The sequence below is a fragment of the Limnothrix sp. CMB-01 genome (assembly GCF_055193175.1).
This window is the reverse complement of sequence record NZ_CM143720.1, coordinates 2920013-2933769: the sequence shown is the minus strand read 5'-3', so window position 1 is coordinate 2933769 and position 13757 is coordinate 2920013. Positions and strand designations below refer to the sequence as shown.

Genomic DNA, 13757 nt, shown 5'->3' with positions numbered 1-13757 from the left:
AATCTCTTGAATTGAGTCATTGATTGCGCTAAATCAATTTGCTGAAAAGCTGTGACCCAAAATTACCTATAATCTTGAGACTCTATTGATTAAATATCTGAATTGGCGACGCAAATGTCGGAACCCACCATGGCAGCGGATGAGCGTCACCTCGATCGCCCATTGAATTCAACTTCAGAAGGTGCGAATTTTGCGCCTAAGCTGATTGTGATTGTGGGGCCAACAGCTTCGGGCAAGTCTGCCTTAGCGATCGAGCTAGGGCGCTTTTTGAGTTCCGTCATTTTGGGAGCAGATTCTCGCCAAATTTATCGTAATTTTGATATTGGAACTGCTAAGCCATCGTTGAGCGATCGCGCGGTGGTTCCCCACGAGTTAATTGATATTTGTGATCCAGTTGAGGTCTTCACAGTTGCTGAGTTTCAGACCCAGGCAAATCAACTGATTCATCATTATCATCAACGTCAAATAATTCCCCTATTGGTTGGAGGAACCGGACTTTATATTAAGTCTGTGGTTCGAGGGTTACGCATTCCCAAAGTGCCACCCCAACCAATCTTGCGATCGCAATTGGAGCAACTGACTCGCCTCGATCGCCGCCAACTTTTGTTGACTGTTGATCCTGTTTCTGCCCAGCAAATCCATGAGCGTGATGATGTGCGAACCATCCGAGCACTGGAAGTTTTTTACGCCACAGGTCAGCCGATTTCTAGCTTGCAAGGGGAAGCTCCCCCCGCTTATCCAATTTTGCAAATTGGTCTAGACTGCCTCGGTACTAAAAGTTTAGATGGCCTAATTGCTAACTCGCGATCGACTACCGATTCAAACGATTCAAAGAGGGCGATCGAGCAACCCGATCGTTCCCAAATTCATCCTCAAAATTCTTCTCGTAAGCTACCTAGAAAGCACGGAAAAGAAAAATCAGCCCCAGATGAAAATGATCGATTATGGCAACGAATTCAACAGCGCACTCGCTCGATGTTTGAGCAAGGGTTTGTGGAAGAGGTTCACCAGCTAGTGAAACTTTATGGTCAAGATTTGCCCCTATTTCAAACCTTGGGCTATCGCGAAGTGTTGCAAGCAATGAATGGCGAAATAACTTGGACAGAAGCAGAACAGTTAACCGCTGTTCACACTCGCCAATTTGCAAAACGGCAGCGAACTTGGTTTCGGGCAGACCCTAACATTCATTGGTTGGATGCCGATCACCCAAGGCTCTTGGAAATGGCTCTAGGGTTGGTGCAAAACCTCTTGATTGACAGTAACAAATCCGATCAAAATTCTTGATTGAGCTGATGTAAAAATAGACTAAAAAATGACAAGATGCTCCATTAAATCAACCAAAATTGACTAAGAACCAACTAAAATTTAACCAAGCCAGTAGGTTGGGTTGAGGTACGAAACCCAACAACAGTAAGATTCGCGGTGGTCTGAAAACTAATCAAGGTTTAACCAAGAATCATATCAATAGCTAATCAAATTTCTGAATTTTTCTTAGGAAGACGATAGCCTTGGTTCTTGAGAAATGGTGTAAGTGGTTTGGATAATTCCTTCAATGTTATTACTTCGATCCAAACTATTACAATCAAGAGATCCCGGTGCAAGATGATTGGCTTCTGGATTTTGAGATTCCGGAAGCTCGCTCCAATTTTGAGGTAAAGAAATATGGAAAGTGCTGCCCTTTCCTAGTTCACTGGTAACCCAAATTTGTCCGCCATGCTGCTCCACAATCCGACGACAAAGGGTTAGGCTAACACCCAGTCCGCCGCGCGATCGGGAGTCGGAGGAGTCCACTTGATAGAAGGGTTCAAAGATTTGCTCTAGGTCTGTGGGGGGAATGCCGCAGCCATGGTCGGTGATATGAAAAATCACATCCTGCGGCGAAAGGGTGACCGCAAATCCTAAGACTGAGCCAGGGGATGAAAACTTGATTGCATTATCTAAAATGCGATCGAACAAATCTAAAATGGCATCGGGATCCGCCCAAACGGTTAAGTCGTTGGGAATTGAATAAGTAATGGATAAATTTTGAGCTTGTAATCGATTGACCACGCGATCGTAGGCTCGATTGGCCAAATCTTGAACCCAACAGCGTTGTTTGGCCAGGCTTTCGGTAGAGGCTAAATCGGCCAATCGCAACACCACATCAATCGCTTGCCCCAGCCGTTCTGCACTTCGCAGGGCCACCGCAATTAATTGTTGTCCTTGCATGGATTGCAAATCACAACGCCCCGTGGCCAAAAGCTTAATTGCACCCTGCAAAGAGCTGAAGGGGGTGCGTAACTCGTGGCTCACGATCGAGACAAATTCATCCTTCATTCGTTCGATCGCCTTGTATTGGGTAATGTTGCGACACATCAGCCGCACACCATCACCCAACTTGCAGGCATCCACCCGAAACCAACTGTTCAATCGCCGATCGAACACCTCGCGCGATTGGTTGGCTTCCTCCGTCACCACCGGCAACAACCAGGTGAATAACTCTTGGCTGGCCCTTGCCGCCTGCTCCACTTCCGACTCGCCCATCACCACCGGCTCCGCGCTAAACGGCACGGCCGCCCGTGCTCCCGGATCCGTGCCATGGGCCAGCAAACTACGCTGGGCCAGCACCGCCGCCGAGCAGCCCGTTGCCCGCTCCGCCGCCGGATTCACCAACCGCCACTGGAAATTCACCACCCGATCCCGGTCATCCCGCATCACCTGCAACACCGCGATCGCGTCCGGCGACAGGTTCAACACATCCATCAAAAATGATTGGGAATCCGCTAGCCGCAACTCCGCCTGTTTCCGTTCGATCGCATAACGCATCGATCGCACCAACAGCGTGGGCGAAATTTCCCCCTTAATTAAGTAGTCTTGGGCCCCCAACCGCAGGGCATCAACCCCCGCCTGCTCATCACCCGTTGCCGTCAACACCACCACGGGAATCGTAGGTTGGGCGGCCTGAAGTTGGCGCAGCGTCCCCAGCCCCACCGAATCCGGCAACGACAAATCCAGCAACGTCACATCAAAACGCTGCTGTCGAATGCAAACCAGCGCCTCTGCCAAGGTGCCCACCGCCACCAGATCAACCCCCGACAGCAAAAACTCCGCCTTCCGCAGCATGAGTTGCACAAGGCGAACGTCGATCGGGCTGTCTTCAACCAGCAACACTCGGGGCGAAAACAGCGAGGACGATTGGTTGAGCAAGGGATTGCCCTGAGATGCAGAATCAGAAAACGTCATACGCCCGACTGTTTGGGCCTGGTACAGCACTTGCAGAGCCACATAAGTTGCACAGAAGCAGCAGACAACATCGCTACCCGAAAAACTTTTGAATTTTAACTGCGATCGACAGGCTCTCTAGTTCATCTTATGCGTTCCCCTGAATTGTCCCCATCGTTTATTGCCTGACCCGCAATCCGATTCGTGATGAGAGCCACCCGATTCGCAATCGCCGAACCCTGGTTTCACCTTTCTTTCAGATTCAATTTTATTTGCAGAGGGAGATGAGATGCACCTGATCAGAGACGGATTTGAGCGTCTCCTGTCACCCAGCCACAGAGAATTGATTCGGTATTAACAGAGAATTTAACAAAAATCTGATGAATGAAGCAGTTAAATCAAGCACTTTGGTCTGGAGGATAGAGGTAGCTCCAAATAACAAATCGCTCCATGGCAATGTTTGAATTGCAACGGGATCGCGACATGACCATCAAGCCTTCAACTACACCCGCAATTACGACAGTGCAACCGCCATCGTTTATACCATCATTACGCGAAATTCCGTGTTAGTCATCAGGGAAATACTTCGCACGGGGCCCTTGTCGCGACCTGTTATGAGCAGGTCACCCTCAATTTCCCCAAGCAACGGGCGGCTTGTAGAACTTATCCGGTCTTCCCCTCCATTACAGCATTTGAACCCTCCCGCCGCTCGGGATTTGTTCGATCGCCCTGAAGTTCACCATCATCCGCCCCGATCGCCAATTCAGTGACCATCAGCCCATTGCAAATTGCTCTATTTTAAAAACTCTTTAAATAAATCACTTAAAATAAATTCCGTCAGGTATCTAATCGGATATTTGGCCAATTCCGATCCGTCAGGATCTTGTCTGTATGTTGCTCGCGCTTGGGTCTCAAAATTCGCTCAACAACTTTGAAAACTATCTTGAAACCTATTCGTCATGGAAATTGACTATCGTTAAAAGAACTTAACTTGAATTTTTATTCCAAGCATCCCTTTAAATTTGCAACATCAGATCAAGATTTTTGATTTGTATCAGCTCTTGGCTCATTCTTATCAGCAAACTTGCCAAGGATCAAAACTTGATGCAGTGCTATCAGTTCATTATTGATCGATTTTGAGTACGTCTGCTTTTGTGAGCTTTTTCCAAAAAAGATTGAAAATCATATCTTTTCAAGAAATTTTTAACAATAAATATCAAAACAAAGTTTGAAAAATCGCAAAAATATTCAAAATAATTTCATATTCTGAATCGAACATTGATCGAAATGGCTTGATAAAGGTGAAGAGAACTTGAGGTGTTCAGTTAATCTAAAAAATGGCTCATATACCTATGAAATTTCGCGCAATTCTCGACTTTTTCACCTTTTCTGCCTAGTCTGGCATTGAACAGCGGTGGATCCACGATACCTACTAGAGCGAGTTTGGATAATGTTTCTCATTTCTGACTCAGAGTTATCGCCCAGGGCGATCGACTTACCCGAACCAAACCCATTCGATTCCCCTTCTCCCGCTCTTGCAACGGCCTCCTTGCCCGCCCACGCGCCCGCTAACCTACCCGCTAATTTGTCTGCAAATCTGCCCCCAAATTTGCCCCAAAGTTTACCCACAAGCAATCACCTCAATGCCAAAGATCATCTGAAAACTACCGCTAACACAAACAGCAATACCAACAGCAACACCAACAGCAACACCAGCGTTTCTCTGGGGTACGAATTGCGGGCTTCCCTCGCCTCAATTCACGGGGCCCTGCGACTGCTCACCAGGGATCAAGACTCGGTGACCGACCCCAACGCACGGCGGCTGTTGCGAATTGCCATGTCTAACACGCATCGGTTGCTGAGTTTGGCCGTTGCGATCGAGGGCGAAACCCAACAACCCAACGTCCTGACAACCGCCGCGATCGAACGCCTAAGGCTGGCCAACGAACTGCAAGGGGCGGCTGAGCGGGGAGAATTTGTGCTGGTTTACCAACCTGTGATTTGCCTGGGCAGCGGGCGCACCGTGGGTTTGGAAGCGTTGGTGCGCTGGGAACATCCCTCCCGAGGATTGATGCAGCCCAATAGTTTCATCGCGATCGCCGAAAGTAGCGGTTTCATTGCTGAATTGGGCCTGTGGGCCATTCGGGAAGCCTGCACCCAGCTTCGTCACTGGCAGCGAACGGGGATGATTGACTCAAATCTGTGGGTTAGCGTGAACCTCTCCCCCTGCCAATTGTTGGAACCAAACCTGCTGGGGCAGTGCGAAGCCATCTTGCGCGAAACGGAATTACCCCCCCATTGTTTGCACCTGGAGCTAACGGAATCCGTTGCTTTGGACTTGGGCATGGATGTGCTGGCAATTTTGCAAGGATTCCGGCAACTGGGCATTGCGATCTATGTGGATGACTTCGGCACGGGCTATTCCTCCTTGGCCCGACTCCATGAGTTCCCGATCGATGCGCTGAAGATCGATCGCTCATTCATCCTGCGGGAGCAGTGGGAAATCGTGCGAATGATTGCCCTCCTGGCCGAGCACCTGGGAATTCAAATTGTGGCCGAGGGGATTGAGTCGGTACACCACCTGCACACGCTCCAAGGCTTGGGGTGTCAGATGGCCCAAGGATTTTTAATCTCGCGCCCTTTGGATGCGGCGGCGGTGATTGACTTCATTCAAGATCTAGACTCCTAGGAAATCACGATCTGACGGATTGAGTCACTCAGTAGCCAATTTAACCATCAACTCATCTAGTCAGATTTGCCCAAAAACCGAATAACCAGCAGCGGCTACTGGTCTATGGGGGCGTTCTTTAGCTGTTGCTGGCAAGTTCACCAGTTACAAATTCACGGGTTATGAGTTTATCATTCGCGGCTGTCGGTTTGGAAGCATAAACACAGCCCCAGCAGCTATTACAAACCTAATTATTGAAACTGTGCACTAGATCACATCCGCAATCGTCACTTAGCTCCTAATATAGCTACCGTTTATGGAATTGGTGTTCAGCCCTGCTGTAACGATGAAGGTGCAACTATTGTCTAACGCATCACTCTCTGATTGTGCATTGTTGCTCTCTATGATCTTCACTACCAGGCTACTTCCCAATCTCTTAAGAGTTTTGCATCAAGTCTGAACACCAACCGAGTCACTGCTCAGCCGAGAGATTAATCCAGAATTCAAACCGAAAACTCTATTGGACAAGAGTCAAAATTGGTTTGAATTCAGTATTAACACTTAATGATCGAGAGTTGAAATGATCGCTCTTGGCATAAACCTGGCTGAGTCATAGGCTCCGTAACTGATGGGTGTTAATTGTCACATGCTGGCGTTCAATTAGTTGAACGATCGATCATCCTTTCCGAGTTTTTCACAATTTTTTCCTAAAATTTTGTGCGTAACTTGGGGGTGTTCCTGCCAAATTGACCATGCTTCTAATCAACTCTAAACGAGGAGATGAAGCTGATTAATGAATGACTGAAAATGTCTGAAAAATACCTGAAAACCATGTAATCATTGGTAGTGCCTGTGAAGTAATGATGAACTATGAAGCGACTGGCAATGAGGCATTGTAGTGGTGAATAAATCGCCAAATCGCTGCTTCGTGATTGACCAAGGATTTGGAAAAAGACAGGGTGCGCCGCACTAAACGACTAATCCGCTGACGCAAGGTGTTATTCAATCGCTCCACGTAATTCGTTAATCCGGTTTCTTTGCCCACAGGCCGATGTCGTTTTCTGGGAATCACGCTGCGATAGGCTTCCCAAAAATCGGTGTAGCAGACTGCACATTGGCGATAGACACCCGGCAAGCTCTCCCATAGCTTTTGGGCTAACTGGGCTGAACGATTCCCCATGACCATCCCAACAACCTCGCGAGTCACGGCATCCAGTGCTAGCCAGATCCAGACTTTTTGCTTCTTGGAACCCACAAAAGACCAAAGCTCGTCTAGTTGCAGGATTAAACGGCTTTTTTTTTAGGGCGCACTTGCGCCTGGCGAGGGATGCGACCGGCTTCGACTGCCACATAGGATTCAATCCAGGATTCAGAGACCTGTGCGACCCGCGCAATCGCGGCTTGGGAGAGACGCTCTAGGAGCAAACGATCAATGAGGGCGATCTGCTCAGGTGTGACTCGTTTCTGAGTGGGGTGCTCAATGAACTGGCGGCCACAGGCTTTGCATTTGAAGCGCTGCTTGCCGTTGTGGATACGACCATTTTTAACCGTGTGGCTGGATTGGCATTGAGGGCAAGCAGGCATGAGCTGGAGCGGTGAATGACTATTGCTAGGCTAGCATCATTACTTCACAGGCACTACCTAATCATTTACCAAATCTTAAAGAATGGGAATGCAAATCAACTACTGAGTTAGTTTCAAGATTGATCGTAAGAGTAAATCCATTAGCTGTAAATAAGCTCTGAGAAATTCTGAGAAATTCTGGGATTGCTCTGGCGATTGATAGACCAAGAGGGATGCGCATTACTGAAATCACCTAAGATCCTCAGTTGCCTTTCCCCGGATGCAAGTCACTTCTATGAACACAGGCGCAGTTGCGAGGCACGCTATGTCAAACCAAGTTGTCGGTCTGCTATCCCTCGCGCGGGCCATCGCCCAGGTGAACCACAATCAGGTGTCTGGAACATTGATGGTTCGGCAGGGCCAAATCCATTGGCGGCTGGAGTTTCATCAGGGCAAGTTGGTTTGCACCACGGGCAGCGATCATCGGGTGCGGCGTTGGCGGCGTGCTCTGATGGGGCAACAGATTGAGCCGGCGGAATTAACGACGGGGCAGCCTCCGACTTCTTATGATCCTTGGGAATATGCGCTGTTGAGTCGGGCGGTGATGGCAGGCCGGCTAGATAGCGGCAAGGCGGAGCAGGTGTTGGCGGCACTGACCCTGGAGGCGCTGACGCAAATTGCGACCGATACGGCGATTCGGGTGACTTGGGAGGCGCGATCGAACCGGTTGCTAGACTGTGCGGCGGTTAGTTCGGGACTGCATTTGCCGGGCGATCGCCTGCAACAATTACTGAAAGATGCGCGGGACTTGAGCCAACTGTTGCCGAGTGACCGGCCGGCCCAAGCTTGGATCGATCGGGGGCTGTCGTTGGATGCCGGCATTGAGCTGGATGATAGCCGTCAGCACACTACCCTGAGCTTGCAACCGCTGTTTAATGGCCGGCGCACCTTTTGGGATTTGGCCCTGAAGTTAAACCAATCCCCTGCCATGACGGCTCGGATGCTGGGTTACTTTTTTCGGCAGCAGTTGCTGACCTTTCAGGTGTTGCCGGATTTGGAGTTTCACCCCATGCTCTCATCCACGGGTTCCGCAGCAGGTTCCGCCACCCCGGCGACTAAAGCCGAACCGCCTTTGGTGGTTTGCATTGATGACAGCATGGTGGTGCTGCAACGGCTGGAACGAATTGTGACCCAGGCGGGCTATCGGTTCTGTGGAATGCGGGATTCGGTGCAGGCGCTGACGCAGTTGATTGAGCTAAAGCCGGATTTGATCCTGCTGGATGTGGTGATGCCGGTGGTGAATGGCTATGAGATTTGTGCGCAAATTCGCCGGGTGAAGGCCCTGGAGCATACCCCGATCGTGATTTTGACCGGGCACGATGGCACGATCGATCGGGTGCGGGCCAAGTTGGCGCGGGCTTCCGAGTTTCTCTCGAAGGTTTCGGATAGCGGGCGAATTCTGGCGACGTTGGAACGGCACTTGCCGAGCCACAATTCCACCCGCCCATATCCACCCCATCCAGATCCGTCCCTGTCCGGTCGCACTGCCAATGGGCAAGATCAGGGGGCTGGCTTCAACCTGAATTCATCGCCCAGCGCGTTCAAGTCTGCTTTGGCCTGAGAGAATCTTGAAGAGGATGGCGAAAAAGCCAAACTTGCATCAGCTCCATAGACCAATCTTCATTCCAGATCCATCCCAGCCAGATCCATCGCAGTACGAATCCGGCGGATGAGCGGTTTCTGTTGCGCCCGAATTGGCCAAGATGCGCCCAAAGTGGCTCCTCGATGTTGTTGCTGGGGGTAGTTGCTGGGAGTATGATTCCGGCATCGGTGGCCGTCAGGATTAGTGATCAGTGAGCGATCGACTAGCCATTCATGAGACCTCATGAGCCATCAGCCGTCATTCAACAAGTCATTTAACGCCCGTCCCTTGTCCCATCATCTGCCCCGTCATTTGATTTTGTATAGCAAGCCCGGTTGCCATCTCTGTGAGGGATTGCAGGAAAAGTTGGAAATGGTGAACCTGTCGAGCGATCTGCGCCTCACGATCGAGCTGCGGGACATTACCACCAACGATCGCTGGTTTGCCGCGTTTCAATACGAAATTCCGGTGTTGCGTTGGCTGGCGGATGGGGAATCTGAATTGCCGATTCCGCGGCCGTCGCCCCGCTGTTCGGTGGTTCAGCTCGAACAACACCTCCGGAAAGCCTTTGCCACAATTGAGCCATCCTAGGAGAGGCAACCGCCCATGGAACCCATGACTTTGCGCGAACTGCTGGCCAGCGTCTCCACAGAACTGGTGATTCCCGACCATCCGGCACTCGATCGCCCAGTGAAGGGGCTGACGACCAATTCCCAGGCTTGCCAACCGGGCGACCTGTTCGTTGGTCTGCCGGGGACTCGGGTTGATGGCGGTGAATTTTGGCCCAATGCGATCGAATCGGGGGCGATCGCGGCGGTGGTGTCGCCGGCCATTGCTGCCGCCCAACCAACCCAGCCGGCCGGGCCCTGCCTGATTGGGGCCAGGGACGTGGTGGGGGCTTGCGCAGATTTGGCGGCGGCGTTTCATGGCCATCCAACCCAGCAGTTGCAATTGGTGGGGGTGACAGGTACCAATGGCAAAACCACCACCACGCAACTGATTGAGTTTTTATTAAAAACGGCCGATCGCCCCACGGCGCTGCTGGGTACGTTGGTGGTGCGTTGGCCGGGCTTTGAGCAAACGGCGATTCATACCACGCCCTTTGCGGTGGAGTTGCAGGAGCAGTTGGCCAATGCCCGATCAGCCGGGGCGGACTATGCCGTGATGGAAGTTAGTTCCCATGCCCTGGCCCAACGACGGGTGCAAGGTTGTGAATTTCAGGTGGCGGTTTTCACCAACCTGACGCAGGATCACCTGGACTTCCACAACACGATGGAAGAGTATTTTGCGGCGAAGGCCCTGCTCTTCCAGCCCAATTATTTGCGAGGCCGGGCGATCGTCAACTTTGATGATCCCTATGGAGCGGCCCTCGCAGCTCAGCTCGATCATGATCGTTGCTGGTGCTATAGCATTGACGACTCCGAAGCCGATTTTTATCTGAGTGATTTGAGCTATGGCCTCGATGGGGTCAGCGGCACGCTGCACACGCCGGCTGGCGCGATCGCGTTTCGATCGCCCCTCGTAGGTCAATTCAACCTGCAAAACTGGCTGGCCGCCGCCGCCACCGGTTTGCACTTGGGTTTGGATCTCTCGGCAATGGTGCAGGCCCTGGCCCAGTTCCCCGGTGTACCCGGTCGAATGCAGCTAGTCCAAGTGACCAATGCGCCCTTGCCCCAGGACATTAGCGCGATCGTGGACTATGCCCACACGCCCGACAGCTTGGACAATGCCCTGCGGGCGGCCCGTCCGTTTGTGCAAGGGCGCTTGATTTGTGTGTTTGGTTGTGGGGGCGATCGCGATCGCACCAAACGGCCCATCATGGGCGGCATTGCGGCCCAGGAGTCCGACTGGGCGATCGTCACTTCCGACAACCCCCGCACCGAAAATCCCCAGCGAATTTTGAATGATGTGGTGGCCGGGATTCCCGTCGCTGCGAACTACACCGTGGAGGGCGATCGCGCCAAGGCCATCCAACGGGCCATCCTGGAAGCCCAACCCGGCGATTGCGTCTTAATTGCGGGCAAAGGGCACGAAGACTACCAAATCCTAGGTACCGAAAAAGTGCATTTTGACGATCGGGAACAGGCCGAAGCAGCCCTACGCCTGCGATTGCAAGCAACCATGGCAACTAATGCAAATTAATGCAAGTTGCAGCAGGTTGAAGCATCTGGATCGGACTCCATGGGGTTCAGCGATCGAAAAATCAGGGGCGCATCCCAAGCTCCGACCCCGCCCGCCCGCGATCCATGGGTCAGGTCTGTTAAAAACTGTTAAATCTCATCCCGGAGCGCCCCCGTTTGGATTTGCCCATGATTCTGTGGAAGATTGATACCGTTTCTGCGAAGTTGCGTGAGATTCCTGTTAGTTGAAGATGACCCAGCCATTTCCCACACGCTCGGCGCAGCCCTGGCGGAGCAGTTCTATGTAGTGGATGTGGCTGAGGATGGGCAAGAGGGACTGGACTACACCCGATCGTTTACCTATGACCTGATTATTCTGGATGTGACCCTGCCCCGACTGGATGGCCTGAGTCTGTGTCGCCATCTGCGGCGGGAAAAGTACACGGGGCCCATCTTGCTGTTGACCGCCAAGGGCGAAACCGAAGACAAGGTAAAGGGTCTAGATGCCGGGGCCGATGATTATGTGGTCAAGCCTTGCACCGTCCAAGAACTGATGGCGCGGGTGCGGGCCCTGTTGCGTCGCCAGCGATCAACCGATGCGCCCGTGTTGGAATGGGGCCCCCTGCGTTTGGATCCGAGCGCCGGTCAAGTGACCTATAGCAATCGCCCCATTAACCTCAGCCCCAAGGAATACAGCCTCCTGGAATTGTTTTTGCGCCATCCCCGGCGGTTGTTTTCCCGCAACGCCATCCTCGAACACCTGTGGTCTGTGGGCGATTTTCCCGGTGAAGAAACCGTCAAAGCCCACATCAAAGGCGTGCGGCGCAAGTTGGCCCTGGTGGGAGCGCGGGATCTCATTGAAACGGTTTATGGCATGGGCTACCGGCTGCGGCCTGGGAGTGCTCAGGTACCGGAACCCCAGGATGGGGATGTGTCCCTGCGGTTACGCTCAGCGCTCGATCGCGCCTGGGAACGCTTTGAAGGGATGATCTATGAGCGACTGGAATCCCTGGAGCGAGTCACAGCGGGCATTGGAGCCGATCGCCTCTGCGAAGCCGATCGCCTGCGGGCCCTGGAAGATGCCCATAAACTAATCGGCTCCTTGGGGCCGTTTGGCTTAGTGCGCGGTTCCCAACTGGCCCGCGCCATTGAAGAACAGCTACAACAACTGCAACCCTACGCCCAGGATCCCCACAGCCCTCCTGACCCCAACAGCTTTGGTTTCGCCACCAATTCGGCCGCCACGAGTCCAACGGCCACCAATCGCCACAGCGTCCTGCAACTGGCCCACCAAACCCTGATTTCCCTGGTGGGTGATCTGCGCCGCGAAATTCAAAGCCGCCAGCAAATCGAACACAATCGCCTACGGCTAGTTTATTTGGGCAATAACAGCCGCTGGTCTCAGGCCCTGGCCGCCGCCATCGCCCAAGAAGGGGCCCTGATTGACCTGGCGCTGCCCAGTTCCCCCACCACTTGGCTCACACAACCTGCCACCGCCTTGCCCAGTGTGGTAATTATGGATTGGAGCGATTCGGAGCGGGCCGATTTTCTGGCGGTATTACCCAGCTTGCGCCAGCGCCAACCATCCCTGATCACGATCGCCCTGATGGAGCAGTTCGACCCCAATGATCTGCTGCAATTTGCGAACGAAGGCTGGGACACCGATTGGGCAGTCGATCGCCCGATCACGCCCCTGATCCAAGCCCTCAGTCAGTACCAAACCGAACAACGCATTGGGGGCAATCTGCGAATTCTGGCCATTGGCCTGTCTAACAACGCCAACAATCTGGTAAGGCGCTGTTGCCAGCAACAACAATGGACGCTGGCCGCCGTTTCCCAACCCCAACGAGTCAGCGCCAGCATGGCTGCCAGCCGACCGGATCTCATTTTGCTGGCGGCCGATAGCAGTCCCTGGGGAGGCGTTTTATGGACGAGGGCCCTCCGCAGCGAGGGATTTGGCGGGCGGCGAATCCCGGTGATTGTTTTTGCCTCCGAAGCCTCACCCCAAACCCTCGATCGACTCTACCAAGCCGGGGCAACTGCCTGTATCCTAGAGCTTCCAAGTGCTGAGGAATTGGCGGATAGTCTGCGACAGCAGCTCATCCGAGCCAGTCGATCAGAATTGTTCAATGGCCGAGCCACCAAACCAATCAGTAAATATTAATTGGAATAGTTACTTGAGATGAATTAAATTCGTGAATTTGACTCAATTCAACTGAATTTAACCCATTCAATCAACTGGTTTCACTCAATTAATCAACTCGTGAATTGAGCTAATAGGCTCGATTTGCTCAACTTGATTAAATCAATTGATTGGATTGACTTGCTTGATTCGATTAACGAGTTGAATGACTTGGTTAAATTAATCCATTGAGTTTACTACGTGGAACTGACAGTCCGATTAATTAACCTGATGGGCAAAACTGACGGCGCTGCTAGGACTTCCTAAGACAGTTAGACTGCTTGATTGAATCCAGTGACAGATTGAACTCCTGGACTGGCCATGGTTCCTGGATTCATACGGACAAGGCCCGCAACTCATATTTTCCCCCTTTTCCCATTT

At 52.1% G+C, this 13757-nt stretch carries 8 protein-coding genes; 6 read left to right on the top strand and 2 right to left on the bottom strand.

What is annotated here, in order from left to right:
- Nucleotides 1–102: 102 nt before the first annotated feature.
- On the top strand, nucleotides 103–1284 hold the full coding sequence (gene miaA, locus ACZA91_RS12245; RefSeq protein ID WP_463182459.1) for a tRNA (adenosine(37)-N6)-dimethylallyltransferase MiaA: 1182 nt from the start codon (nucleotides 103–105) through the stop codon (nucleotides 1282–1284).
- 207 nt (nucleotides 1285–1491) lie between these two features.
- Here the strand turns inward: miaA and ACZA91_RS12240 are convergent, their stop codons facing one another.
- On the bottom strand, nucleotides 1492–3222 hold the full coding sequence (locus ACZA91_RS12240) for a sensor histidine kinase (RefSeq protein ID WP_463182458.1): 1731 nt from the start codon (nucleotides 3220–3222) through the stop codon (nucleotides 1492–1494).
- Nucleotides 3223–4651: 1429 nt separating this feature from the next.
- On the opposite strand from ACZA91_RS12240, the gene ACZA91_RS12235 reads away from it, so the two are divergent.
- On the top strand, nucleotides 4652–5890 hold the full coding sequence (locus tag ACZA91_RS12235; RefSeq protein ID WP_463182457.1) for a putative bifunctional diguanylate cyclase/phosphodiesterase: 1239 nt from the start codon (nucleotides 4652–4654) through the stop codon (nucleotides 5888–5890).
- An 847-nt stretch (nucleotides 5891–6737) separates the two neighbouring features.
- On the opposite strand, the gene ACZA91_RS12230 is transcribed toward ACZA91_RS12235, so the two are convergent.
- A protein-coding gene (locus tag ACZA91_RS12230; protein WP_242027857.1) for an IS1 family transposase occupies nucleotides 6738–7453 on the bottom strand; the annotation gives its coding sequence in 2 pieces (ribosomal slippage) (nucleotides 6738–7168 and nucleotides 7168–7453; 717 coding nt in all).
- 304 nt (nucleotides 7454–7757) lie between these two features.
- On the opposite strand from ACZA91_RS12230, the gene ACZA91_RS12225 reads away from it, so the two are divergent.
- The 4 genes from ACZA91_RS12225 (at nucleotide 7758) to ACZA91_RS12210 (ending at nucleotide 13358) form a co-directional block, all read left to right on the top strand.
- On the top strand, nucleotides 7758–9053 hold the full coding sequence (locus ACZA91_RS12225) for a response regulator (RefSeq protein WP_463182456.1): 1296 nt from the start codon (nucleotides 7758–7760) through the stop codon (nucleotides 9051–9053).
- A 309-nt stretch (nucleotides 9054–9362) separates the two neighbouring features.
- Nucleotides 9363–9665, top strand: a complete 303-nt coding sequence (locus ACZA91_RS12220) for a glutaredoxin family protein (protein WP_463182455.1) — start codon at nucleotides 9363–9365, stop codon at nucleotides 9663–9665.
- A 24-nt stretch (nucleotides 9666–9689) separates the two neighbouring features.
- On the top strand, nucleotides 9690–11216 hold the full coding sequence (locus ACZA91_RS12215; RefSeq protein WP_463186434.1) for a UDP-N-acetylmuramoyl-L-alanyl-D-glutamate--2,6-diaminopimelate ligase: 1527 nt from the start codon (nucleotides 9690–9692) through the stop codon (nucleotides 11214–11216).
- A 207-nt stretch (nucleotides 11217–11423) separates the two neighbouring features.
- Nucleotides 11424–13358, top strand: a complete 1935-nt coding sequence (locus tag ACZA91_RS12210; protein ID WP_463182454.1) for a response regulator — start codon at nucleotides 11424–11426, stop codon at nucleotides 13356–13358.
- Nucleotides 13359–13757 lie beyond the last annotated feature (399 nt).